The following is a 24,310-nucleotide window of genomic DNA, read 5'->3' as shown; positions in this document are numbered from 1 at the left end:
CTCCTGTTCTGGCGTGGCCCTGCACCACCCGGGGCTCCCGGGCGGTGAGTGCTCCTTAGAAAGGAGGTGATCCAGCCGCACCTTCCGGTACGGCTACCTTGTTACGACTTCGTCCCAATCGCCGATCCCGCCTTCGACGGCTCCCTCCCAGGGGGTTGGGCCACCGGCTTCGGGCGTTACCGACTTTCGTGACGTGACGGGCGGTGTGTACAAGGCCCGGGAACGTATTCACCGCAGCGTTGCTGATCTGCGATTACTAGCGACTCCAACTTCATGGGGTCGAGTTGCAGACCCCAATCCGAACTGAGACCGGCTTTTTGGGATTCGCTCCACCTCACGGTATCGCAGCCCTTTGTACCGGCCATTGTAGCATGTTTGCAGCCCTAGACATAAGGGGCATGATGATTTGACGTCATCCCCACCTTCCTCCGAGTTGACCCCGGCAGTCTCCCATGAGTCCCCACCATTACGTGCTGGCAACATGGAACGAGGGTTGCGCTCGTTGCGGGACTTAACCCAACATCTCACGACACGAGCTGACGACAACCATGCACCACCTGTGCACGGCCCTTACGGACCCCCCATCTCTGGGAGATTTCCGTGCATGTCAAGCCTAGGTAAGGTTCTTCGCGTTGCATCGAATTAAGCAACATGCTCCGCCGCTTGTGCGGGCCCCCGTCAATTCCTTTGAGTTTTAGCCTTGCGGCCGTACTCCCCAGGCGGGGCGCTTAATGCGTTAGCTGCGGCACGGAGACCGTGGAATGGCCCCCACACCTAGCGCCCAACGTTTACGGCGTGGACTACCAGGGTATCTAATCCTGTTCGCTCCCCACGCTTTCGCTCCTCAGCGTCAGTATCGGCCCAGAGACCCGCCTTCGCCACCGGTGTTCCTCCTGATATCTGCGCATTTCACCGCTACACCAGGAATTCCAGTCTCCCCTGCCGAACTCCAGTCCGCCCGTATCGACTGCAGACCCGGAGTTGAGCTCCGGGATTTCACAGCCGACGCGACGAACCGCCTACGAGCTCTTTACGCCCAATAATTCCGGACAACGCTTGCACCCTACGTATTACCGCGGCTGCTGGCACGTAGTTGGCCGGTGCTTCTTCTGCAGGTACCGTCACCTCACGGCTTCGTCCCTGCTGAAAGAGGTTTACAACCCGAAGGCCGTCATCCCCCACGCGGCGTCGCTGCGTCAGGCTTTCGCCCATTGCGCAATATTCCCCACTGCTGCCTCCCGTAGGAGTCTGGGCCGTGTCTCAGTCCCAGTGTGGCCGGTCACCCTCTCAGGCCGGCTACCCGTCGTCGCCTTGGTAGGCCACTACCCCACCAACAAGCTGATAGGCCGCGGGCCCATCCCCAGCCGGAAACCCTTTCCACCACCCGACCATGCGGTCAGCGGACATATCCGGTATTAGCCCCAATTTCTTGGAGTTATCCCAGAGCTGAGGGCAGGTTGCCCACGTGTTACTCACCCGTTCGCCACTGATCCCCCACCGAAGCGGGTTCACCGTTCGACTTGCATGTGTTAAGCACGCCGCCAGCGTTCGTCCTGAGCCAGGATCAAACTCTCCGTAGATGAATTCGAAACCAGGCCGAGAACCAAGAGCTAGCACTCTTGATGTCAATCAACCCAAAGAAACCCACAAAGGGGTTGTTACTTGGCACTGACTTTCGGCACGCTGTTGAGTTCTCAAGGAGCGGACGCGCACCGAACAGACCCTCACGGGCTTCGTCGATGGCGGCTTAATGTCCAACCCTACACCGCGACCGGACATTCCCGCAGGGGATCGTCCGGTTGGCCTCTCGGCCCGCGCGGCGCATCGACGACCATACACGACTCGGGAGGCCGGTGCACAGGGGTCCCCGGGGTCCCGGTCACAGGCCCAGGAGGCCCTCGATCCCCACGGTCAGGCCGGGACGCCGGCCGATCTCCCGGACGGCGAGCAGCACGCCGGGCATGAAGGAGGCGCGGTCGTAGGAGTCGTGGCGGAGGGTCAGCGTCTCCCCCGCGGCGCCCATGAGCACCTCCTGGTGGGCGACCAGCCCGGTGAGCCGCACGGCGTGCACCGGGATCCCCTCCACGTCGGCCCCCCGCGCGCCCGGCAGCGAGTCCGTCGTCGCGTCGGGCGCGGCCGGCAGCCCGGCGGCCCGGCGGGCGGCGGCCACGAGACGAGCGGTGCGGACGGCGGTCCCCGAGGGGGCGTCCACCTTGTTCGGGTGGTGCAGCTCGACCACCTCGACCGACGGGAAGAACCGCGCCGCCTCCTGCGCGAAGCGCATCAGCAGCACCGCACCGATGCCGAAGTTGGGGGCGATGACCACGCCGAGGTCAGGCTTGGGCTCGAGCCACTCGGCGACCGTCGCCAGCTTCTGCTCGTCGAAGCCCGTCGTCCCCACGACGCAGTGGATGTTGTTGTCGATGCAGAAGCGGATGTTGTCCATGACGACGTCCGGGCGCGTGAAGTCCACGACGACCTGGGCGCCGGCGTCGGCGACGTTGAACAGCCAGTCCCCTGCGTCGACCATCGCCACGAGCTCGAGGTCGTCGGCGGCGTTGACGGCCTTCACCACCTCGGTGCCCATGCGGCCACGCGCCCCGAGGACGCCGACGGTGATGACCGATGCCCCTTCGGAGGAATCGGACTTCCGGCCGGGCACGGAGGCGCTCGTGGTCACGGCGTCAGGCTTACCAACCGGCAGGCCCGGTGCAACACACCGGGTCAGCGCGCAGCCCGCCGCTGCTCCAGCACGCCCCACAGCAGCAACCCGAGCAGGACGCCGGCGACATCGGCCACCCAGTCGCCGACCGACGGTGAGCGGTCGAGGAGCGGGAGGCCCTGCAGCACCTCGCTCACGGCTGCGTAGAGCACGAGCAGCCCGGCCAGCGGTGCACGCGGCAGCCCGGCCCAGCGCCCGGTGAACGCCAGCGCGCCGAAGAGGACGACGTGGACCAGCTTGTCCACCCCCGGCGGCGCGGTCGGCACGTCGGCCGCGGGCGCGAACAGCACCGCCAGCGAGACGAGCACCGTGACGGCGAAGACGCCGCGGGACAGCGGGCTGTGGACCTGCAGCGGGCCGGTCATCGCTACAGGCGGTCGAGGTCCGACTCGCGGTACGGGCCGACGACCGCCAGGCAGGTCTCCCGGGTGAGCAGGTCGGCGCCGACGGCGCGCACCTGGTCCTCGTCGACGGCGTCCAGGCGGCCCAGCACCTCGCGCACCGGCAGGTACTCCCCGTAGGACAGCTCGCTCTTGCCCAGCCGGCTCATCCGGGAGCCGGTGTCCTCGAGGCCGAGCACCAGGCCGCCCTTGAGCTGGCCGCGGCCGCGCGCCACCTCCTCGGCGGTGAGACCTTCCGAGGCCACCCGCGCCAGCTCCTCGCGGACCAGCCGCAGCACCTCCGGAACCCGCTTGGGCGAGCAGCCCGCGTACACCGAGAAGGAGCCCGTGCCCGCGTAGTGGGTCAGCGCCGAGCCGACGCTGTAGACCAGCCCGCGCTTCTCGCGGATCTCCTGGAACAGCCGCGAGCTCATCCCGCCGCCGACCGCGGCCTCGAGCACGGCCGCGGCGTAGCGCCGCTCGTCGAGCCGGCCGAGGCCGAGGCCGCCGTAGAGCAGGTGCGTCTGCTCGGTGCGCCGGTTGATCAGCCCGGTGGCCCGGGCCGGGCGCTCCAGGGAGATGTCGTCGCCCCGGCGCAGCGGCGCGGGGCCGGACTCGCCGCCGAGCCGGTCGGCGAACGCCGCGGTGACCAGGTCGAGCACCTGCTGGTGGTCCACCCGGCCGGCCGCGGTGACGACGATCGAGGGCATCGTGTACCGCCGGCGGTACCAGCCGTCGACGTCGTCCCGGGTGAGGTTCTCGATCGACTCGACCGAGCCGAGCACGGACCGCCCGAGGGGCGTGGCACCGAACAGCGTCTCGGCGAACAGGTCGTGCACCGCGTCGGAGGGCTCGTCGTCGCGCATGGCGATCTCCTCGAGCACCACCGTGCGCTCCGCCTCGAGGTCCTCGGCGGTGTTGCACGCCTCGGTGACCAGATCGGAGAGCAGGGTCACGGCCAGCGGGAGGTCGCTGGCGAGCACGTTCGCGTAGTAGCAGGTGTGCTCCTTGGCGGTGAAGGCGTTCATCTCCCCGCCGACGGCGTCCATCGCCGTCGCGATCTCCAGCGCGGTGCGGCTCGTCGTCCCCTTGAACAGCAGGTGCTCGAGGAAGTGCGACGAGCCGGCCAGCGCGGGGGACTCGTCCCGCGAGCCGACGCCCACCCAGATCCCGAGGGTCGCCGAGAGCACCCCCGGCATCGTCTCGGTCAGGACCCGCAGCCCCCCGGGCAGCTCGGTCCGCTCCACCCGCCCGCCGACCTCGTCCTGGTCGAGCAGCACGGTCTTCCCGACAGGGAACGGGGTGGGTGCCGTAGCACCCACCCCGTTCCCCAGAACCTCAGGCGTGGTCACTCACCCGCGTGCGCGGCCTCGGCCACGTCCTCGGCGGCAGCCACCTCGGCGGAGTCGCCGCCCTCAGCGGCGGCCTCGGCCTGCACGGGGACGAGGCTGATCTTGCCGCGGGCGTCGATGTCGGTGATCTCGACCTGCAGCTTGTCGCCGACGTTGACCACGTCCTCGACCTTGCCGATGCGCTTGCCGCCACCGAGCTTGCTGATGTGCACCAGGCCGTCCTTGCCCGGCAGCAGCGAGACGAAGGCGCCGAACGGCGTCGTCTTCACCACGGTGCCGAGGAACCGCTCGCCGACCTTCGGCATCTGCGGGTTGGCGATCGCGTTGATGCGGTCGACCGCGGCCTGCGCCGAGGGGCCGTCGGAGGCGCCGACGTAGATCGTGCCGTCGTCCTCGATGGTGATGTCGGCGCCGGTCTCGTCCTGGATCGCGTTGATCATCTGGCCCTTGGGGCCGATGACCGCGCCGATCTTGTCGACCGGGATGCGCACCGTCGTCACGCGGGGCGCGTACGGGCTCATCTCGTCGGGGCCGTCGATGGCCTCGCTCATGACGTCGAGGATGTGCAGCCGGGCCGCACGGGCCTGGGTCAGCGCCTGCGCCAGGACGTCGGACGGGATGCCGTCGAGCTTGGTGTCGAGCTGCAACGCCGTGACGAAGTCCTTGGTGCCGGCGACCTTGAAGTCCATGTCACCGAAGGCGTCCTCGGCGCCGAGGATGTCGGTCAGCGCGACGTACTCGGTCTTGCCGTCGACCTCGTCGGACACCAGGCCCATGGCGATGCCGGCGACCGGGGCCTTCAGCGGCACACCCGCGTTGAGCAGCGCCAGGGTGGAGGCGCACACCGAGCCCATGGACGTCGAGCCGTTGGAGCCCAGCGCCTCGGACACCTGCCGGATCGCGTAGGGGAACTCCTCGCGGTCGGGCAGCACCGGCAGCAGCGCCCGCTCGGCGAGCGCGCCGTGGCCGATCTCGCGGCGCTTCGGCGAGCCCACGCGGCCGGTCTCACCGGTGGAGTACGGCGGGAAGTTGTAGTTGTGCATGTAGCGCTTGCGCGTCTCGGGCGAGAGCGTGTCGAGCTGCTGCTCCATGCGCAGCATGTTCAGCGTGGTGATGCCCAGGATCTGGGTCTCGCCGCGCTCGAACAGCGCCGAGCCGTGCACCCGCGGGACGACCTCGACCTCGGCCGACAGCGGCCGGATGTCGGTGACGCCGCGGCCGTCGATGCGCACCTTGTCGCGGAGGATCCGCTGCCGGACGACCTTCTTGGTCACCGCGCGGAACGCCGCGGAGACCTCCTTCTCGCGGCCGGCGAACTGCTCGGCCAGCTTGGCCTTCACCGTCTCCTTGAGCTCGTCGGTGGCGAGCTCGCGGTCGTGCTTGCCCGCGATGGCCTGGACGGTGGCCAGCTCGGCGGCGGCCTCGGCCTCGACGGCGGCGTAGACGTCGTCCTGGTAGTCGAGGAAGCGCGGGAAGTCGGCGATCGGCTTGGCGGCCTTGGCCGCCAGCGCGCTCTGCGCCTCGCAGAGCACCTTGATGAACGGTTTGGCGGCCTCGAGGCCCTGCGCCACGACCTCCTCGGTGGGCGCGGTCGCGCCGCCGGCCACCAGTTCGATGGTCTTCTCGGTGGCCTCGGCCTCGACCATCATGATCGCGACGTCGCCGTCGGGCAGGACCCGGCCGGCCACGACCATGTCGAAGACGGCCTCCTCGAGCTCCTTGTGCGTCGGGAAGGCGACCCACTGGCCGCCGATCAGCGCGACACGGGTGCCGCCGACCGGGCCGGAGAACGGCAGGCCGGACAGCTGGGTGGACGCCGAGGCGCCGTTGATGGCGAGGACGTCGTAGAGGTGGTCGGGGTCGAGGGACAGGACGGTGATGACCACCTGGACCTCGTTGCGCAGGCCCTTGGCGAACGTCGGCCGCAGCGGGCGGTCGATCAGCCGGCAGGTGAGGATCGCGTCCTCGGACGGGCGGCCCTCGCGGCGGAAGAACGAGCCGGGGATGCGCCCGGCGGCGTACATCCGCTCCTCGACGTCCACGGTCAGCGGGAAGAAGTCGAACTGGTCCTTGGGCTGGCGGCCGGCCGTGGTGGCCGAGAGCAGCATGGTGTCGCCCATGGTGACCGTGACGGAGCCGGCGGCCTGACGCGCGAGGCGGCCGGTCTCGAAGGTGATGCTGCGGCTGCCGTAGCTGCCGTTGTCGATGACGGCGGTGGCCGTGGTGACCCCGTCCTCGGGGTCGAACTCGGCAGCGATGCTGCCCTGGGTTGTGGGTGCGGACACGTGTCCTTCTCTCTTCGTCGCACCCGGCCCTGGGGGCCCATGCCCCCGAGAACCGGTGCGCTTCTCCTCTTGTGGCGACCCTGCGCCTGCTGCTCCGGGGTGACCGGTCTTCGATCGAAGCCCCCGGGAACTGATCCCCCGAACGGGGACCGGATATGCCCGGGAGCCACTACCGAGGACCGGCCCGCTGACGGGTGCGGCGGGGCCGTCGGTCCCGTGCGGCGGGTGCCGCACGAGAGAGGGGACCGTCCGGAGACGGTCCCCTCGTCGTGCTTACCGGCGCAGACCGAGCCGCTCGATGAGCGAGCGGTAGCGGTTGATGTCGGTCTTGGCCAGGTAGTTCAGCAGGCGGCGACGACGGCCGACCAGCAGGAGCAGGCCCCGCCGGCTGTGGTGGTCGTGCTTGTGCTGCTTGAGGTGCTCGGTCAGGTCGCTGATCCGGCGGGTCAGCATCGCGACCTGGACCTCCGGCGAACCGGTGTCGTTCTCGACCGTCGCGTACTCGGTCATGATCTGCTTCTTGACTGCGCTCTCGAGCGCCATGGACGGCCTCCTGGACCAGGTCACGTGTGGCCCCCGGTCTCGGTCACGGGGGCAGCCTGCACACGCGTCGGGTTCACCGACGACGGACCAACGTTACCAGCGGCAGATCTGGAGCTCGCCGGGCAGCACTCAGTCCGGCGACGGCACGTCCAGCAGCACCCGGGTCCGGCGCACGTCGTCGTCCATGGCGGCGACCAGCGCGGCGACGTCCGGGAAGGCGACCATGCCCCGCAGCCGGGAGACGAACTCGACCCCCACGTGCTCGCCGTACAGGTCGCCGTCGAAGTCGAGGACGAAGGCCTCCACGGTGCGCCGGCTGCCCTCGAAGGTCGGGTTGGTACCGACGGAGATCGCGGCGGGGTACCGCTGCTTGCTGGCTCCGCTGCGAGGGTCGCGCAGGACCAGGTGCCCGGCGTACACGCCGTCGGCCGGGACGGCGGTGAACGCCGGGGTCTCCACGTTCGCCGTCGGGTACCCCAGCGCCCGGCCGCGGCGGTCACCGCGGACGACGACGCCGTCCACCCGGTGCGACCGCCCGAGGGCGTGGGCGGCGGGCTCCATGTCGCCGGCCGCGACGCAGGCGCGGATGTAGGTCGAGGAGATGGTGACCCCGTCGTCCTCCTCGACGCTCGCCAGCGGCACGCCCTCCACCGCGAAGCCGAACCGGCGGCCCTCGTCGGCCAGCGTCTGCACGTTGCCCGCGGCCTTGTGGCCGTAGGTGAAGTTCTGGCCGACGACGACCAGCGCCGCGTGCAGGTGCTCGACGAGCACCGTGTGCGTGAAGCTCTCCGGCGACAGCCGCATGAAGTCCTGCGTGAACGGCAGCACGCACATGGCGTCGACGCCGAGTTCGGCCACCAGCTCGGCCTTGCGGTCCAGCGACGTGAGGATCGCCGGGTGGGAGCCGGGGCGGATGACCTCGGCCGGGTGCGGGTCGAAGGTGAGCAGCAGGCAGGGCCGGTTCAGGGCCCGGGCGCGCGCGACCGCCTCCCCGATCAGCGCCTGGTGCCCCCGGTGGACGCCGTCGTACATCCCGATGGTGACGACGGTGCGGCCGAGATCCCCCGGGGTCGCCTCCAGCCCCCGCCAGCGGCGCACGCTCAGGAGACCCGGTGCAGCCAGCCGTGGGTGTCGGCCACCCGGCCGTGCTGGATGTCCAGGAGGGACTCGCGCAGCGTCATCGACAGCGGGCCGGGGCTGCCGTCGCCGATGACGAAGTCGCCGGTGCGGGCGCGCACCTCGCCGACCGGCGTGATGACGGCGGCGGTGCCGCAGGCGAAGGTCTCGGTGACCGTGCCGTCGGCGACGCCCTTGCGCCACTCCTCCACGCTGAACCGCCGCTCGGTCACCCGGTGGCCCATCTCCCGGGCCAGCGTGATCAGCGAGTCGCGGGTGATGCCGGGCAGCAGCGTGCCGGTGAGCTCTGGGGTGACCAGCTCGGCGTCGGCGCCGGAGCCGAGGACGAAGAACAGGTTCATCCCGCCCATCTCCTCGACGTAGCGCTTCTCCACCGCGTCGAGCCAGACGACCTGGTCGCAGCCGGCCGCGATCGCCTGCTCCTGCGCGAGCAGGCTGGCGGCGTAGTTGCCGGCGCACTTGACGTCACCGGTGCCGCCCGGCGCCGCGCGGATGTAGTCCTCCGAGAGGTACACCGACACCGGGTGCACGCCGCGGGCGAAGTAGGCGCCGGCCGGGCTGGCGATGACCAGGAAGAGGTACTCGTTGGCCGGCCGGACGCCGAGGAACGGCTCCGTGGCCAGCTGGTAGGGCCGCAGGTACAGCGTCTGGTCGGGGCCGGTGGGAACCCAGTCGCGGTCGGCGTCGACCAGCGCGTCGACGGCGGCGATGAAGGCCTCCTCCGGCACCGGCGGCATCGCCAGCCGCTTGGCACCGCGGACGAAGCGGGCGGCGTTGGCCTCGGGGCGGAAGGTGGCCACGCTGCCGTCGGGCTGGGCGTAGGCCTTCAGCCCCTCGAAGATCGACTGGGCGTAGTGCAGCGCGGCCGTGCTCGGGTCCATCTGCAGCGGGGCGTAGGCGGTCAGCCGGGCGTCGTACCAGCCCTCCCCGGTGCGGTAGCGGGCCACGAACATCGAGTCGGTGAAGTAGCGGCCGAACCCGGGGTCGGCCAGCAGCTCGGCCCGCTCGGCCGCCGGCCGGCGCCGCACGTCCTCCACGACCACCGGCACACCCTCGGTGAAGAACCGGGAGGTGTTGCGGCTGTCGGAGAGCGTGTCGGTCATGGCTCCTACCTGCGGGCGAGGGACGTGGCGGGCGCGGCGGATCGCCGCCCCGCCTCGTCACAGTAGCCCCGCGACTACGCCTGACCGGCCTTCGGCCCCGCACTCTCGATCACCTCGTAGCTCCACAGGTGGTGGGAATCGCTGGCCGCGGGCGCGAGATCGCTGCCGCCGCCCTCGTGCGCGCGGGCGAAGTCCTGGCCGCTCTCCCAGGTGCGGTAGGCCTCCTCGCTGCTCCACCGCGTGTAGACGAGGTACTGGTCGGTGCCCTCGAGCGGCCGCAGCAGCTCGAACCACTCGAAGCCCTCGGTCTCCTCGACCGCCCCGGCCCGCCCGCGGAACCGCTCCTCGAAGCGGTCCTGCTTGTCCTTGGGCACGGTGATCGCATTGATCTTGACGATGCTCATGGGCCTCCCCTTCCCGGCACGGCCGGAGATCAATCCCGCATGCTGGACGGCGTGAACCCGCAGCGCACCGCCCACCTCGGCTTCGCCCGGCTCGACGTCGACCGGGCCGCCCGCACCGGGACACCGGAGGTCGTCTACGCCGCCGGGAAGACACCGGAGCAGACGGTGGCCTGCCTGGCCGGGCTGCTGGACGCCGGGACCCCGCTCGCCTGGGCCACGAGGGTGGACGACGCCACCGCCGACGCCGTTCTGGCCCGGTGGCCGCAGGCGCGGGTCGACGCCGAGGCCCGCTGCGTGTTCGTGGGTGAGCTGCTGGCCCCGGTCGGGGACGTGCTCGTGCTGACCGCCGGCACCTCCGACGGCCCGGTGGCGGCCGAGGCCGCGGCAACGCTGGCCGCCTGCGGGGTCCGCGCCCGGCGGGTCGATGACGTCGGCGTCGCCGGCGTGCACCGCGTGCTGGAGGTCGCACCGGACATCGCCGCGGCCGACGCCGTGGTCGTCGTCGCCGGGATGGACGGCGCCCTGCCCAGCGTGGTGGCGGGGCTGACCGACCGGCTGGTGGTCGCCGTCCCGACGTCGGTGGGCTACGGCGCGGCGTTCGAGGGGCTCGCGGCGCTGCTGACCATGCTCACCGCCTGCGCCCCCGGCGTGCTCGTGGTCAACATCGACAACGGCTTCGGCGCGGGGGTCGCCGCCGCGCGGATCGCCCGCTCGGCTCAGCGGTAGCGCGCCGGGTCCGGCAGCAGCTCGTTCATCGAGCCGGACCGGAAGCCCCGCGGGTCGACCTCCACGCGGGCGAACCCGCGGACGCCGGCGAGCAGCTCCGGCCGCGTCCGCAGGTCGGCGACCAGCGCGGCGTCCACCTCGACCCGGGCGACGTCGTCCCCCAGGTCGCGGACCCGCAGGTCGCGCACCGGCAGGTCGGCGTCGGTCAGGGCCGCGCGCAGCGCTCCCTCCGCGGCCTCCACACGGGCCAGGCCCTCGGCGGAGACCGGCACGCCGTAGGCGATCCGGCTGGCCAGGCAGGCGGCGGCCGGCTTGTCCGCCAGGGACAGCCCCCACCGGCGGGCGGCCGCGCGGACGTCGTCCTTGGTGAGCCCGGCCTTCGCCAGGGGCGCCCATGCCCCACGCTCGGCGGCGGCGCGGATGCCGGGACGGAAGCCGGCCTGCAGGTCGTCGGCGTTGGTGCCGGTGACGACGTCGGCGATGCCGAACCGGGCCGCCAGCGGCAGCAGGACGTCGACGAGCTCGGTCTTGCAGAAGGCGCAGCGGTCGCCGGCGTTGGCCACGTAGCCGGCGCGGGAGAGCTCGAAGGTGCGGGGCAGCTCGTGCCGCACCCCGAGCCCCGCCGCGAACGCGACCGCGCCGGCCCGCTCGGCCGCGGGCAGGCCGGCCGAGACGGCGGTGGCCGCGACCACCCGGTCGGCGCCGAGGGCGCGGACGGCGGCGGCGAGCAGCATCCCCGAGTCGACGCCGCCGGAGAAGGCGACCAGCACGCCGGGCAGCGCGGCCAGCTGCTCGTGCAGCGCGGCGAGGCGGGCGTCGAGGGTCACGGAGGCGAGGTTAGCCACCCGGCGGGAAGCCGACCGCCACGCGCGCGGTCGGGCCGGCGTCCTCCACCAGCGCGACCAGCCGGCCGGTCGGGTCGACCGCGGCGTGCAGTCCGGGTGCGCCGGTGGCCGGGATCCGCTGCCCGAACACCAGCGCCCGGGCCTCGTCCTCGGTGACCGCGCGGGCGGGGAAGGTCGTCGTCGCCGCCTCGGTGAGTGCCAGCGTGCCGGTCCCGCCGCCGGCCGCGAGCGCCGCGGCGGCCTCCTCCACCGGCGCGGCCTGCGCGACGGTGAACGGGCCGGAGGCGGTGCGGCGCAGGGCGGTGAGGTGCCCGCCGACCCCGAGGGCCGCCCCGGTGTCGCGGGCGATGGCGCGGATGTAGGTGCCGGCGGAGCAGCGCACGGTCACCTCGACGTCGACCAGGTCGGGGGTGGGGCGGGTGATGCGGTGGACCACGAGGTCGTGCACCGTGACCGCGCGCGGCGCCAGCTCGACCTGTTCCCCGGCGCGCACCCGGTCGTAGGAGCGCCGGCCGCCCACCTTGACCGCGCTCACCGACGAGGGCACCTGCTGGAGGGCGCCGGTCTGCGCGGCCAGCGCCGTCCGGACGTCGTCGTCGGTGAGGGAGGCCGCCGACGTCGTCGTCAGGACCTCGCCCTCCCGGTCGTCGGTGACCGTCGTCTCACCGAGGCGGATCGTCGCCTCGTAGGTCTTGTCGTGCCCGCCGACGTACCCGAGCAGCCGGGTGGCCGCGCCGACACCGAGGACCAGCAGGCCGGTGGCCATCGGGTCGAGGGTGCCCGCGTGCCCGATCCGGCGCACCGACAGGGCCCGCCGCGCCCGGGCCACCACGTCGTGCGAGGTCATGCCGCCGGCCTTGTCGACCAGCAGCAGACCGGGCGGGACGTCGGCGTCGGGCCGTCTCGGACTCATGCGACCACCCCAGCAGACAGCCACCGCCGTCCGGCCACGCGGGCCAGGACGGCGACCAGCCGCAGCCCGATGAACAGGTCCAGCCCGGTCCAGACGCCGGCCACGCCCCAGCCGAGCGGATGCGCCAGCAGCGAGAGCGGGAGGAACCCGAGCAGCGCGGAGCCGATCGTGATGGTGCGCAGGTAGCCGACGTCGCCGGCGCCCATGAGCACGCCGTCGAGCGCGAAGACGACGCCGGCCAGCGGCTGCATCAGCGCGAGGAACCACCAGACGAGCGCCGCCTGCTCGAGGACGGCGGGGTCGCTGGTGAACAACGGCGGCAGGACGTCGCGCAGCGCGAGGAGCACCGCGGCCACGAGCACCCCGGTCCCCAGGCCCCAGAGGGTCACCCGGCGGGCGGTCGTGCGCGCCTCGTCGGGCCGCTCGGCACCGAGGGCGGAGCCGACCAGCGTCTGCGCGGCGATGGCGTAGGCGTCGAGGACCAGGGCGAGGAAGAAGAACAGCTGCAGCGCGATCTGGTGGGCGCCGAGCTGCGCCGCTCCCTCGCGGGCGACCACGCCGGCGGCGACGAGGAAGGACAGCTGGAGCACCGCCGCGCGCAGCAGCAGGTCGCGGCCGATGCCCAGCTGGGCACGGATCGCGGCCGGACGCGGGCGCAGCGGCACGCCCTCCCGCCGCAGCGCGCGGACGAACAGCGCGGCGGCGACCGCCTGGCCGACGACGTTGGCGATCGCCGAGCCGGGCAGCCCCACGCCGGCCGGGTGCACCAGCAGCGGGCAGAGGACCAGGCTGAGCAGGCTGCCGGCGAGCACGTAGCGCACCGGCCTGTGCAGGTCCTGCACGCCGCGCAGCCACCCGTTCCCGGCCAGCGAGAGCAGCAGCAGGGGCAGGCCGACGGAGGCGATCCGCAGCCACGTCTCCCCCGCCTCGGCGACCGGCCCGGTGGAGCCGGCGAGCAGCCGGGTCAGCGGCCCGGCCAGCAGCTGGAAGAGCAGCAGGACGCCGATGCCCAGTCCCAGGGCGAGCCACGAGGCCTGCACGCCCTCGGCGACGGCGCCGGCGCGGTCCCCGGCCCCGGCGCGGCGGGCGGCGCGGGCCGTCGTCCCGTAGGCGAGGAAGTTCAGCAGGGCCCCGGCCCAGGCCAGCAGGCCGCCGCCGACGGCGAGCCCGCCCAGCGCCACGGTCCCGAGGTGCCCGACGACGGCGGTGTCGACCAGCAGGTACAGCGGCTCCGCGGCCAGGACCACGAGAGCCGGCGCGGCGAGGGCGAGGACGCCGCGCTGCGGAGGGCGGGTCACTCCGCGGTGAGCTGCTTCCGCAGCGCCGCCACGGTGGTCTCGCGGTCCTGCCACGACGTGTAGCCGGCGGCCGCGCGGTGCCCGCCGCCGCCCAGCGCCATCGCGACCCGCGCGACGTCCGTGGCGCCGCGCGAGCGCAGCGACACCGACCACGAGCCGTCGTCCTGGCCCTTGAGCACGCAGGCGACGTCGGCCTCCTGCGTGGAGCGGACGACGTCGACGAGCGCCTCCAGCTGCTCACCGGGCAGGCCGTGCTCGGCCGCCTCGGCGGTGCTCGACCAGGTCCAGACCAGGCCCGCGCCGATGCCGGCCTCGAGGACGGCGCGGCCGGTGACCACCGACAGCAGCCCGAGCCAGCCGAACGGCGCGGTGTCGAACAGCCGCCGGCTGATGTCGGCGTGGTCGATGCCGGTGGCCAGCAGGCGGGCGGCGAACGCGTGGGTCTCCGGCCGGGTGCTGCCGAAGCGGAAGGACCCGGTGTCGGCGGCCAGCCCGGCGTAGAGGCACGTGGCGATCCGCCGGTCGACCAGCACCCCGAGGTCGTCGAGCACCGCGGCGACCAGCGTCACCGTGGCCGGGGCGGAGGGGTCGACGAGGGACACGTCGCCGAAGCCCGGGTTGCTGGCGTGGTGGTCGATGACCACGGCGGTGGCCGCGGACTCCAGCAGCCCGGCCAGCTCGCCGAGCCGGCCCGGGGAGGCGGCGTCCAGGCTGACGAACACGTCCGGGGAGGCCGGCACCTCACTCGAGGGGACGAAGGCGTCCGCGCCGGGCAACCAGCCCAGCGACGCGGGCAGCACGAAGGGATCCGGGAACGTCGGCAGCACGCGGGCGCCGCGCCGACGCAGCCCCTCGGCGAGGGCGAGGGTGCTGCCGACGGCATCGGCGTCGGGCTGGACGTGCCCGGAGAGGACGACGGTGGCGCGGGCGGCCGCCGCCTCGGCGAGCACGGCGGCGACGCTCGGCTGCGCGACCTCGCGCAGGGGAAAGCTCATGGGCTCAGGCGCCCGGGCCCGGGTCGGCGACAGGCGCGGCGTCGGACTCCTCACTCACGTGCCCGCCGCCGACCGGGAAACTGGTCCCGTCGCCGGGCTCGTCGGCGGCGATGCTCGGCGCCTCGCCGATCTCCCCGCGCTTGCCGCCCTCGGTGGGATCACCCGTGGCCGGCTCCTGCCGGCCGCCGAGGGTGGCGCGGTCCTGCCCCTCGTCGGGGAGCTGGGGATCCGGGTCCACTTCGCTCACGAACGGCTCCAGGGATCGGCGGGCACGGCTTGCCCGAGGGCGTCGACGTCGTCAGCACTCTCATCGGCAGTCTCGTCGTCGTCCAGACGCTCAGCCGGACGCCGGTACGGGTCGGCGTCCCCGGCGTAGCGGGCGCCCTCCCGGGCACGGGCCAGCTCGGCGTCGGCGTGCCGGACCCGTTCGAGCGCCTCGTCCAGCTCACGGGCGGTGTCGGGCACGTGGTCGGCGACGAAGGTCAGCGTGGGGACGAACTTCACCCCGGTCTGCCGGCCGACGGTGGAGCGGAGCACTCCGGTGGCGCTGGCCAGGGCCTTGGCCGAGTCGGCGACCTGGGTGTCGTCGCCGAAGACCGTGTAGAAGACCGTGGCCTCGCGCAGGTCGTTGGTCACGCGGGCATCGGTCACCGTGACCATGCCCAGGCGGGGGTCCTTGATCTGCATCTCGATCGCGGCGGAGACGATCTGCCGGATGCGGACGGCCAGCTTGCGGGCGCGGGCCGGATCGGCCATCGGACCCTCCTGGGTGTCGGGGCGCAGCAGTGCGCCGGGCGGACAGGGACGAGGGGCTGCTCGACCGGTGCTCAGTCGTCGGTATCGGAGAACAGCTGTCGGTGCGTCGACAGCAGCGTCACCTCCGGCCGCTCGGCCAGCAACCGCTCGCACGCGTCGAGCACGTCGGTCACCTGACCGGCGTCCCCGGCGACGGTGGCGACACCGACCTGCACGCGGCGGTGCAGGTCGGTGTCGCCCACCTCGGCGGCGGCCACCGCGAAGCGTCGCCGCAGCTCGGCCACGATCGGCCGGACCACGGCGCGCTTGCCCTTGAGCGAGTGGACGTCGCCCAGCAGCAGGTCGGCGGTCAGCGCCCCCGTGAACACCGGACTACCCCCTGCTGAGGTGTTGGAACGGCCCCCGTGCAGGGCCCCGGCGTCCGAGCTTGCTCGGACGCCGGGGGGCACGGGGGTCCTTGTTCAGGCGCGCGGCTTCTCGCGCACCTCGAACGTCTCGATGACGTCCTCGACCTTGATGTCGTTGAACGACCCCAGGCCGATACCGCACTCGTAGCCCTCGCGGACCTCGGTGACGTCGTCCTTGAAGCGGCGCAGCGACTCGACGGTGAGGTTGTCGGCGACCACGACGCCGTCGCGGACCAGCCGGGCCTTCGAGTTCCGGTTGATCGTCCCGCTGCGGACGATCGAACCGGCGACGTTGCCGATCCTCGGCACCCGGAAGACCTCGCGGACCTCCGCCGTCCCGAGCGCGACCTCCTCGAACTCCGGCTTGAGCATGCCCTTGAGGGCCGCCTCGATCTCCTCGATCGCCTGGTAGATGACCGAGTAGTACCGGACGTCGACGCCCTCGCGGTTGGCCAGCTCGGTGGCCTGACCCTCGGCCCGGACGTTGAAGCCCAGGACGATGACGTCGTCGGCCAGCGCCAGGTCGATGTCGCTCTTGGTGATGCCGCCGACGCCGCGGTGGATGACCCGCAGCGACAGGTCGTCGCTCACCTCGATCTTCATCAGGGCCTCCTCGAGCGCCTCCACGGTGCCCGAGTTGTCGCCCTTGATGATCAGGTTGAGCTGGCGGGTCTCCTTGAGCGCTGCGTCGAGGTCCTCGAGGCTGATCCGCTTGCGCATCGAGGCGTTCTGCGCGTTGCGGATGCGGGCCTGCCGGCGGTCGGCGATCTGCCGGGCCACGCGGTCCTCGTCGACGACGAGGAACGTGTCACCGGCGCGCGGCACCGACGTGAGGCCGACGACCTGCACCGGGCGGGCCGGCAGGGCCTCCTTGAGCTTGGTGCCGTGCTCGTCGAGCAGCGACCGGACGCGCCCGTAGGCGTCGCCGGCCACGATCGAGTCGCCGACCCGCAGCGTGCCGCGCTGGACCAGGACGGTGGCCACGGGGCCGCGTCCCTTGTCCAGCTTGCCCTCGATGACCACACCCTGCGGGTCCTGCTGGGCGTTCGCCCGCAGGTCCAGCGAGGCGTCCGCGGTGAGCAGGATCGCCGCGAGCAGGTCCTCGATGCCCTGGCGGGTGGTCGCCGAGACGTCGACGAACATCGTCTCGCCGCCGTACTCCTCGGCCACCAGGCCGTACTCGGTGAGCTGCTGGCGGATCTTGGCGGGGTTGGCCCCCTCCTTGTCGATCTTGTTCACCGCTACCACGATCGGCACGTCGGCGGCCTGGGCGTGGTTGAGCGCCTCGACCGTCTGCGGCATGACGCCGTCGTCGGCGGCGACCACCAGGACGACGATGTCGGTCACCTTCGCGCCGCGGGCACGCATCGCGGTGAACGACTCGTGACCCGGGGTGTCGATGAAGGTGATCGGCCGCTCCTCGCCCTCCAGCTCGGTGACGATCTGGTAGGCGCCGATGTGCTGGGTGATGCCGCCGGCCTCCCGCGCCACCACGTTGGTGTTGCGGATGGCGTCGAGCAGCTTGGTCTTGCCGTGGTCGACGTGACCCATGACCGTGACGACCGGCGGGCGGGCCTCCCAGTCCTCCTCGTCACCCTCGTCGCCGAAGGTGAGGTCGAAGGTCTCGAGGAGCTCGCGGTCCTCGTCCTCGGGGCTGACCACCTGGATGTCCCAGCCGATCTCGGCGCCGAGCAGCTGCAGCGTGTCCTCGTTCACCGACTGCGTGGCGGTGACCATCTCGCCCAGGTGGAACAGGGCGGTCACCAGGGCGGCCGGCTGGGCGCCGATGCGCTCGGCCAGGTCGGTCAGCGAGGCACCGCGCGGCAGGCGGACCGTCTGGCCGTTGCCGCGGGGCAGGCTGACGCCGCCCATGCTGGGCGCCGCCATCGAGTCGAACTCCTGACGCCGCTGCTTCTTGCTCTTGCGCCCGCGGACCGGTCCGCGACCACCGGGACGCCCGAAGGCCCCCGCGGTACCCGCACCGGAACCGCCGCGCCCACGGCCACGGCCGCCGCCGCCGCCGCGGAAGCCACCGCCGGCCGGAGCGCCGCCGCCACCGGGGGCGCCGCCACCGCCGCCGGGACGGAAGCCACCGCCGCCGCCACCCGGGCCACCGCCCGGACGGCCACGACCGCCACCGGGGCCACCCGGGCCACCGGGACGGCCACCGCCGGCCGGCCGCGGCGGCATCATGCCGGGCGACGGGCGCTGCGGCATCATGCCCGGGTTCGGCCGGGGACCACCGGGACCGGCCGCGGGACGCGGACCGCCGGCACCCGGGCCGGGACGCGGGCCGCCGGGACCGGCCGCGGGACGCGGACCGCCGGCACCGGGACCCGGACGCGGGCCACCGGGGGCCGGCCGGGCGCCGGGAGCGGCCGGGCCGGGACGCGGGCCGCCGCCCGCGGGGGCGGGACGCGGCGCGCTGCTGAAGGGGTTGTTGCCCGGCCGCGGGGCCGGACGGGGACCGGGCCGCGGGCCGGGCGCGCCGGGACGCGCCGAACCGGGCGCCGCGCCACCGGCGGGAGCCGGGCGCGGACCCGGCGCGGCCGGACGCGGGCCGGGCGCAGGGGCGCCCGGTGCCGGGGCGGACGGAGCGGACGGAGCCGGAGCGCCGGCCGCCGGAGCACTGGCCGCCGGAGCGCTGGCCGCCGGAGCGCTGGCCGCCGGAGCCTGGGGCGCGGCGGGACGGGGCGCCGGGCGCGGGCCCGGGGTCGGACCGGACGGGCGCACGGCCGGCTGGGCCGGCGCCGCGGGTGCGGCCGGCGCGGCGGGTGCGGCCGCCGCCGGAGCGGCGGGACGCGGAGCGGGGGCTGCCGGAGCGGCGGGGCGGGCGGCCGGCGCCGGAGCGGGCGCCCCACCACCGTTGCCGGAGCCGCCGGAACCACCGGCGACGAACGCCTCACGCAGCCGACGGGCCACCGGGGCCTCGACGGTGGACGAGGCGGACTTCACGAACTCGCCCTGCTCCTTGAGCTTCGCGAGCACGGTCTTGCTGTCGACACCGAACTCCTTGGCGAGTTCGTGTACACGGGCTTTGCCTGGCACGGATCTCCTCTTCGAGGCCGGCGGCTTGCCCGCTCGACCTTGTCGCTAGTGGTGCATGGTCATCGTGGGAACTTCACGGCTGACTCATCCGACGACGTCCTGCTCTCGACGCGTGGGCCGGCCTGGTGCCGGCCCGACTGTGGAACTGCGGGTCTGTCGTGCTGTCTGTGCCCGTTCCGGCTCCGCGCCCGCGTGCGCCTCCGGGGAGACGCCGAGGACGTGGGACCGGACCGGACCGACCTCCAGCGGGGCGCTGCAGCGCAGCGCCCGGACGAAGGCCCGGCGTCGCTCCGCTGCGTGCAGGCACTCCGGCGTGGGGTGCAGGGACGCACCCCGGCCGGGGAGCCGGCGCCGCGGATCAGGGACGAGTTCCCCGTTCCGCGCGACGACACGCAGCAGCTCGGTGACCGGAGCGCGCTTCCGGCAGCCCACACACGTGCGCACCGGGATCGACGTTTCGGCCACCTCGGAGTCTAGCGCGCGGCGGGACCGGGATGTTCCGCCCGGCGTGGCGGGGGACGGTGACCTCCCCCTCCCGGGGCCTGGCCGCGTCCACCGGGACCGCCGGCGGGCACACCGGAGCGCAGGGGGGGCCGGCCGATGCCCGGGGACGGGGTGGCCGCGTCGTCGTCGGGCTGGGCGTCGCTGCGGATGTCGATCCGGCAGCCGGTCAGCCGCGCGGCGAGCCGGGCGTTCTGCCCTTCCTTCCCGATGGCCAGGGAGAGCTGGTAGTCGGGGACGACCACCCGCACCGCCCTGGCCTGCGGGTCGACCACCCGGGCGCTGCTCACCCGGGCCGGGCTGAGCGCGGAGGCGACGAACGTGGCGGGATCCTCCGACCAGTCGACGATGTCGATCTTCTCGCCGTGCAGCTCGCTCATGACGTTGCGCACCCGCTGCCCCATCGGGCCGATGCACGCGCCCTTGGCGTTGAGCCCGGCCACCTTGGTGCGGACGGCGATCTTGGACCGGTGCCCGGCCTCGCGGGCCACGGCGACGATCTCCACGCTGCCGTCGGCGATCTCGGGCACCTCGAGGGCGAACAGCTTGCGCACCAGGTTCGGGTGGGTGCGCGAGACGGTGACCTGCGGACCGCGGAAGGTGCGGGAGACCGAGACCACGTAGGCCTTGAGCCGGGTGCCGTGCGCGTAGGTCTCCCCCGGCACCTGCTCGGCGGGGGGCAGGACGGCCTCGACCTTGCCGATGTCGATGAGCACCGTGCCCTGGACGTTGCGGCGGTCGTGCGCCTGCACGATGCCGCTGACGATGTCGCCCTCCTTGCCGGCGTACTCGCCGAAGGTCTGCTCGTGCTCGGCGTCGCGCAGCCGCTGCACGATGACCTGCTTGGCCGTGCTGGCCGCGATCCGGCCGAAGTCGGACGGGGTGTCGTCCCACTCGCGCACCACCTCGCCGTCGGGCCCGAGCTCCTGGGCCAGGACGGCGACCTCGCCGGTCTTGCGGTCGACGTGCACGCGCACGTGCTTGGCCGCGCCGTCGGCGTGCCGGTAGGCCGTCACCAGTGCCGACTCGATCGCCTCGATGACCGTGTCCGCGGGGATGCCCTTCTCGCGCTCGACCGCCTTGAGCGCGGTCACGTCGATGTTCACCGTTCTCCTCCGTCGCTCCCCGCGCGCACGTCCTCGTCGTCCGGGAGGTCGTTCTCGGGTTCGTCGTCCTCCCCTGCCGCGGTGCGGCCGAACTCGACCTGCACCCGGCCGGTGCCCAGCGCGGCCCACGGGACCTGCCGGGGCACCGGCGCCCGCTTCTTCGCTCCCGGCTTGCCCTTCGCCTCGACGGCCAGCGTGACGCCGGCGTCGTCCACGGCCGTGATCCGGGCGGTGACCTGCTCGGCCGAGCCGGCCGGCCCGACCGCGACCGAGACCAGCCGGCCGACGTTGCGCCGCCAGTGCCGCGGCTCGGTGAGCGGCCGGTCGACCCCGGGGCTGGTCACCTCGAGGACGTAGGGCGCGCGGCCCAGGTCGCCGTCGTTGTCGTCGAGGACCGCGGAGACCGCCCGGCTGACCTCCGCGATGTCGTCGAGGGTGACGCCGTGGTCGCGGTCGACCACCACCCGGACGACGCTGCGCCGGCCGGCCGGGGTGACCACGAGCTCCTCGAGGTCGTAGCCGGCGGCGCCGACGACGGGCTCGATCCAGCCGGCCAGCCGCTCGGTCGCCGGATCGGGCCGTCGGCTGCCGCGAGACGCGGACACGGGCTCCTCCTCCTGGCTCGATCGCAGTCCTCGATCGGCTCTCTAGCGCACGGCAGACCCGCCGTCCGGGACGGTCCAGATGCTGGTCGGGCCGGGAACGGCGGGAAGTGGTCAGGCTACCGCCCGGCGGTCGCGCACGTTCGGCCCGGACGCGGGCCATCGCAGGCGCGACCGTGCCGGACGGGACGGGTGTGACGCGCCCGGAGGGTCGCCGGTGGGCGTTGCGGCCCTCCGCGGTCCCGGCTGTCAGGATTGCGGTGATGGCCCCCACGACCCCCCTCGCCGCGGTGTCCTCCCCACCCGGCGCGCGCACGGCCTTCTCCCGCCGCACGCTGCTCGCCGCCTCCGCGGCGGGGCTCGGCGCGCTGCTGGTCGGGTGCACGCCGTCCGACGACGAGGCCTCGGTGACCCCGCAGCAGGCCGACGAGCTCGCCGGGCAGGTGACCGTGCAGGAGGCCCTCGTGGCGGCCTTCACGGCCGCGACGACGGCGGACCCGGCGCTGCAGGTGGCCGACCTCGCGGCGCAGGCGCAGGAGCAGCTGGACCGGCTGAAGGCGGCGGCGCCCGGCTCCTCCGCCAGCGCCTCGTCGTCGAACGCCGTTGCGCCGGCCGCCCCGGACGCCCGGGCCTGGCTGCGCAGCCAGGTCGCCGCGACGGCCGACTCGCACGCCGCCGCCTGCCTCGACCAGACGGGGGCGCGGGCCGCGCTGCTCGGCTCGATCGCCGCGGGGCTGCGCGGCCAGGACGCACAGCTCGCGTGAGGGGGACGGCGAATGGCTGACGACACCGGCACCGAGGTCGACGCGCGCACCGAGACCTCGGCCCTGCGCGAGGCGCTGGCCGCCGAGCACGCCGCCGTGTGGGGCTACGGCGTCGTGGGTGCGGCGCTCGCGCCCGACGCCCGTGCGGCGGCAGGGGTGTCCGAGGGCGCCCACCGCGACGTCCGCGACCAGCTCGTCGCGATGCTGGACGAGCGCGAGGCCGACCCCGTGCCGGCGCAGGCCGCGTACGACCTCCCCTTCCCGGTGCTGTCCGCGGTCGACGCCGCCGCGCTGGCCGTCGTCCTCGAGAACGGCGTTGCCGGGGCCTGGGTGCGGGTGCTCGGCGGCGCGGCCGACCGCGACGTGCGGGTGCTAGCCGTCGAGACGCTCGGCGCCACCGAGGTGCGCGCCGTCGGCTGGCGGACCGCGGCGGGGCAGACCCCGGTGACCACCGCCTTCCCCGGGCTCCCGGAGCAGTAAGTGGAGGGGATTCGTGCGCGTCACGCAGACGAATCCCCTCCGGATCAGCCCAGGTTGCCGAGGAAGGCGTCGGTGATCGCGACGGCGGCGCTGCTGGACTGCCCGCCCTCCACGAGGACGGCGAAGGCGATGTCACCCTGCGTCCCGCCGAGCCGGTAGCCGACGAACCAGCCGTGCGCGTCCGGCGGCGTCTTGTCGCCGAACTCCGCCGTCCCGGTCTTGCCGTAGACCTCGCCGCGGTCGCCCAGTGCCGTCGCCGTCCCGCTGAGCACCACCTGCCGCATCAGCGGCCGGAGGGCGTCGAGGACCTGCTGCGACGGCCCGGACGGCGCGTCGCCGGCCGGATCGGCGCCCACCACCTCGACCGGTGGCGCCGGGGTGCCGCTGGCGATGCCGGCGGCGACCAGCGCCATCTGCGCCGGGCTCATCAGCACCTGGCCCTGCCCGATCGCGTCGGCGGCCTTGGTGGTGCCCGTCGCGTCGGAGGGCACCTCGCCGCTGAAGATCCCGATGGGGAGGTCCCACTCGGAGCCGACGCCGTACGAGGCTGCCGCCTGCGCCAGGGCGTCGTCGGGCAGCTCCAGGCCGAGCTGGATGAACGTGGTGTTGCAGGACTGCGCGAACGCCTCGGTGAACGGCACGGTGCCCAGGTCGAACTGGTCCTCGTTCTCGAACTCGCGGCCCTCGACCACGGTGGTGCCGGGGCAGGCCACGGGGGTGTCGGGCGTGACGGCGCCGGCGGTGAGCAGCGCGGTTGCCGTCATCGTCTTCATGCTCGAGCCGGGCGGGAACTGGCCGCGCAGCGCGTTGCCCGGGTCGGCGGCCTCGTTCGACGAGACGGCCAGGATCTCGCCGGTGCCGGGTCGGACGACCACGATGTGCGCCGGCAGCTGCTGCGTGGCCACGGCGGCGTCGGCCGCGTTCTGGATCGCCGGCACGAGCGGCGTCTGGACCGGCGTGCCGGGCTCCGGGGCGACCGAGGCGATCTCGCGCCCCTCGTCGCCGGTGCTCTCGTCGGTGCTGACCACCGACACGGTGAAGCCGGGGGTGCCGGTCAGCTCCTCCTGGAAGGCCCGCTGCAGGCCGGACAGCCCGAGCTGGTCCCCGGCGGCGTACAGCGGCCCGTCGTCGTCGCCCCGGGTCTCGTCGAGCACCTCCGCGGTTGCCGCGCCGACCCGGCCCAGCAGGCCCACGGCGAAGCGGGAGCTCGGCGCCAGCAGCCGGGTGTCGGTCGGGAAGACGGCGCCGGGCAGGTCGAACACCTGGGCGCGGATCGCCTCGAAGTCGGGACGGCGCAGCGTGATGACGGGGACGAACTGCCCCGGTTGCGCCTTCTGGACGTCGGTGACGATCTGCTGCGCGTCGATGCCGGTGGCCGCGGACAGCGCGGCGGCGAGCGCGGGCAGGTCGGTGACCTGACCGGGGTCGACGCCGACGTTGACCACCTCGGTCGGGGTGAACAGCGGCGCTCCCGTGGCGTCGGTGATCGCGGCCCGCTCGGGCAGGCTGCGGGTCAGCGCGAGGTGCTGCCCCTCCCCCAGCTCCGGGCTGACGATCGTCGGCGCGCTGACCACCTGCCAGCCGTCGTCGCCCTCCCGCAGGTCCAGCGTCGCGTCGTAGCTCCAGTCGGGCGCGGCGGCGAGGTCCCAGGTCGCCGTCCAGGCGACGGTCGCCTGCTCGCCGTCGACGCGCACCCGGCTGAGCTCGGCGGACAGCGTCGCGTCGGGCAGGTCCTCGGCGGTCTGCTGCAGCAGGGTGGTGGTGGCCGCGGGGTCACTGGTCAGCTTCGCCGCGGCGTCCGGGGAGCCGCCGGTCCACTCGTCGAGGAAGTCCTGCGCGGCCGCCCGCACGTCGTCCTCCGCCGATCCCGAGCACGCCGTCAGCACCGGCGCGGCCAGCAGCGCCGCGGTCAGGACCAGGGCTCTCCCCCGCCGTCTACGCAC

At 73.6% G+C, this 24,310-nt stretch carries 23 protein-coding genes, 1 rRNA gene and 1 pseudogene; 3 read left to right on the top strand and 22 right to left on the bottom strand.

Annotated features, from left to right (window positions below; all coding sequences use genetic code 11):
• Positions 1–59 precede the first annotated feature (59 nt).
• The 9 genes from ACWIYF_RS07135 to ACWIYF_RS07095 all read right to left on the bottom strand — a co-directional run bounded on the left by ACWIYF_RS07135 (position 60) and on the right by ACWIYF_RS07095 (position 9,926).
• A 16S ribosomal RNA gene (locus tag ACWIYF_RS07135) occupies positions 60–1,580 on the bottom strand.
• Positions 1,581–1,879: 299 nt separating this feature from the next.
• On the bottom strand, positions 1,880–2,680 hold the full coding sequence (dapB, locus tag ACWIYF_RS07130) for a 4-hydroxy-tetrahydrodipicolinate reductase (RefSeq protein WP_448627417.1): 801 nt from the start codon (positions 2,678–2,680) through the stop codon (positions 1,880–1,882).
• 44 nt (positions 2,681–2,724) lie between these two features.
• Complete coding sequence (locus ACWIYF_RS07125; RefSeq protein ID WP_448627416.1) at positions 2,725–3,087, bottom strand: VanZ family protein; 363 nt, start codon at positions 3,085–3,087, stop codon at positions 2,725–2,727.
• Positions 3,088–3,089: 2 nt separating this feature from the next.
• Complete coding sequence (locus ACWIYF_RS07120) at positions 3,090–4,382, bottom strand: M16 family metallopeptidase (RefSeq protein ID WP_448627415.1); 1,293 nt, start codon at positions 4,380–4,382, stop codon at positions 3,090–3,092.
• Positions 4,383–4,450: 68 nt separating this feature from the next.
• Positions 4,451–6,739 carry a polyribonucleotide nucleotidyltransferase gene (locus ACWIYF_RS07115; RefSeq protein ID WP_448627414.1) on the bottom strand — a complete coding sequence of 763 codons (2,289 nt, stop codon included), beginning with the start codon at positions 6,737–6,739 and terminating at the stop codon, positions 4,451–4,453.
• A 273-nt stretch (positions 6,740–7,012) separates the two neighbouring features.
• Complete coding sequence (gene rpsO / locus ACWIYF_RS07110; RefSeq protein ID WP_448627413.1) at positions 7,013–7,282, bottom strand: 30S ribosomal protein S15; 270 nt, start codon at positions 7,280–7,282, stop codon at positions 7,013–7,015.
• Positions 7,283–7,411: 129 nt separating this feature from the next.
• Positions 7,412–8,380 carry a bifunctional riboflavin kinase/FAD synthetase gene (locus ACWIYF_RS07105; protein WP_448627412.1) on the bottom strand — a complete coding sequence of 323 codons (969 nt, stop codon included), beginning with the start codon at positions 8,378–8,380 and terminating at the stop codon, positions 7,412–7,414.
• 2 nt (positions 8,381–8,382) lie between these two features.
• Positions 8,383–9,522: a branched-chain amino acid aminotransferase gene (locus tag ACWIYF_RS07100; RefSeq protein WP_448627411.1), complete on the bottom strand. Its 1,140-nt coding sequence runs from the start codon at positions 9,520–9,522 to the stop codon at positions 8,383–8,385.
• Between the two features lie 74 nt (positions 9,523–9,596).
• A complete protein-coding gene (locus tag ACWIYF_RS07095; protein ID WP_448627410.1) occupies positions 9,597–9,926 on the bottom strand; it encodes an antibiotic biosynthesis monooxygenase family protein in 330 nt (109 codons plus the stop codon).
• Between the two features lie 39 nt (positions 9,927–9,965).
• On the opposite strand from ACWIYF_RS07095, the gene larB reads away from it, so the two are divergent.
• Positions 9,966–10,652 carry a nickel pincer cofactor biosynthesis protein LarB gene (gene larB / locus ACWIYF_RS07090; RefSeq protein ID WP_448627409.1) on the top strand — a complete coding sequence of 229 codons (687 nt, stop codon included), beginning with the start codon at positions 9,966–9,968 and terminating at the stop codon, positions 10,650–10,652.
• Here larB and larE read toward each other — a convergent pair.
• The 12 genes and pseudogenes from larE to rimP form a co-directional block, all read right to left on the bottom strand.
• Complete coding sequence (gene larE / locus ACWIYF_RS07085) at positions 10,643–11,479, bottom strand: ATP-dependent sacrificial sulfur transferase LarE (RefSeq protein ID WP_448627408.1); 837 nt, start codon at positions 11,477–11,479, stop codon at positions 10,643–10,645. The genes larB and larE overlap by 10 nt on opposite strands.
• A 10-nt stretch (positions 11,480–11,489) precedes the next feature.
• The gene (truB, locus tag ACWIYF_RS07080) at positions 11,490–12,410 is read right to left on the bottom strand and encodes a tRNA pseudouridine(55) synthase TruB (RefSeq protein WP_448627407.1); all 921 of its coding nucleotides are present in this window, start codon (positions 12,408–12,410) and stop codon (positions 11,490–11,492) included.
• Positions 12,407–13,708, bottom strand: coding sequence for an MATE family efflux transporter (locus tag ACWIYF_RS07075; protein ID WP_448627406.1), 1,302 nt, complete (start codon positions 13,706–13,708; stop codon positions 12,407–12,409). The genes truB and ACWIYF_RS07075 overlap by 4 nt, the downstream gene beginning before the upstream one ends.
• Positions 13,705–14,703 (bottom strand): DHH family phosphoesterase, encoded by a 999-nt coding sequence (locus ACWIYF_RS07070; protein ID WP_448627405.1) that lies wholly within the window; start codon positions 14,701–14,703, stop codon positions 13,705–13,707. The genes ACWIYF_RS07075 and ACWIYF_RS07070 overlap by 4 nt, the downstream gene beginning before the upstream one ends.
• A gap of 4 nt (positions 14,704–14,707) precedes the next feature.
• Entirely contained in the window at positions 14,708–14,950 is a 243-nt protein-coding gene (locus tag ACWIYF_RS07065) for a hypothetical protein (RefSeq protein WP_448627404.1), read from the bottom strand.
• The gene (gene rbfA, locus ACWIYF_RS07060) at positions 14,947–15,459 is read right to left on the bottom strand and encodes a 30S ribosome-binding factor RbfA (RefSeq protein WP_448627403.1); all 513 of its coding nucleotides are present in this window, start codon (positions 15,457–15,459) and stop codon (positions 14,947–14,949) included. Before rbfA ends, ACWIYF_RS07065 begins: the two co-directional genes overlap by 4 nt.
• 71 nt (positions 15,460–15,530) lie before the next feature.
• Positions 15,531–15,827, bottom strand: a complete 297-nt coding sequence (locus ACWIYF_RS07055) for a DUF503 domain-containing protein (protein ID WP_448627402.1) — start codon at positions 15,825–15,827, stop codon at positions 15,531–15,533.
• 93 nt (positions 15,828–15,920) lie between these two features.
• Positions 15,921–17,753 carry a translation initiation factor IF-2 gene (gene infB, locus ACWIYF_RS07050; RefSeq protein ID WP_448628731.1) on the bottom strand — a complete coding sequence of 611 codons (1,833 nt, stop codon included), beginning with the start codon at positions 17,751–17,753 and terminating at the stop codon, positions 15,921–15,923.
• Between the two features lie 1,020 nt (positions 17,754–18,773).
• Positions 18,774–18,914 (bottom strand): annotated as a pseudogene (locus ACWIYF_RS07045) (translation initiation factor IF-2 N-terminal domain-containing protein); the annotation flags it as partial.
• 84 nt (positions 18,915–18,998) lie between these two features.
• Entirely contained in the window at positions 18,999–19,346 is a 348-nt protein-coding gene (locus tag ACWIYF_RS07040) for a YlxR family protein (protein ID WP_448628730.1), read from the bottom strand.
• A 41-nt stretch (positions 19,347–19,387) separates the two neighbouring features.
• Entirely contained in the window at positions 19,388–20,521 is a 1,134-nt protein-coding gene (gene nusA / locus ACWIYF_RS07035; protein ID WP_448627401.1) for a transcription termination factor NusA, read from the bottom strand.
• Positions 20,518–21,126 (bottom strand): ribosome maturation factor RimP, encoded by a 609-nt coding sequence (gene rimP, locus ACWIYF_RS07030; RefSeq protein WP_448627400.1) that lies wholly within the window; start codon positions 21,124–21,126, stop codon positions 20,518–20,520. The genes nusA and rimP overlap by 4 nt, the downstream gene beginning before the upstream one ends.
• A gap of 260 nt (positions 21,127–21,386) precedes the next feature.
• Between rimP and ACWIYF_RS07025 the strand changes: the two genes are divergently transcribed.
• Positions 21,387–21,887: a hypothetical protein gene (locus ACWIYF_RS07025; RefSeq protein ID WP_448627399.1), complete on the top strand. Its 501-nt coding sequence runs from the start codon at positions 21,387–21,389 to the stop codon at positions 21,885–21,887.
• A 12-nt stretch (positions 21,888–21,899) separates the two neighbouring features.
• A complete protein-coding gene (locus ACWIYF_RS07020; protein ID WP_448627398.1) occupies positions 21,900–22,367 on the top strand; it encodes a ferritin-like domain-containing protein in 468 nt (155 codons plus the stop codon).
• Between the two features lie 44 nt (positions 22,368–22,411).
• Here the strand turns inward: ACWIYF_RS07020 and ACWIYF_RS07015 are convergent, their stop codons facing one another.
• Positions 22,412–24,310 (bottom strand): penicillin-binding transpeptidase domain-containing protein, encoded by a 1,899-nt coding sequence (locus ACWIYF_RS07015; RefSeq protein ID WP_448627397.1) that lies wholly within the window; start codon positions 24,308–24,310, stop codon positions 22,412–22,414.

It is taken from the genome of Geodermatophilus sp. URMC 64 (genome assembly GCF_053502555.1).
The sequence above is the reverse complement of the archived record's forward strand: the minus strand, read 5'-3'. Positions and strand labels throughout refer to the sequence as shown.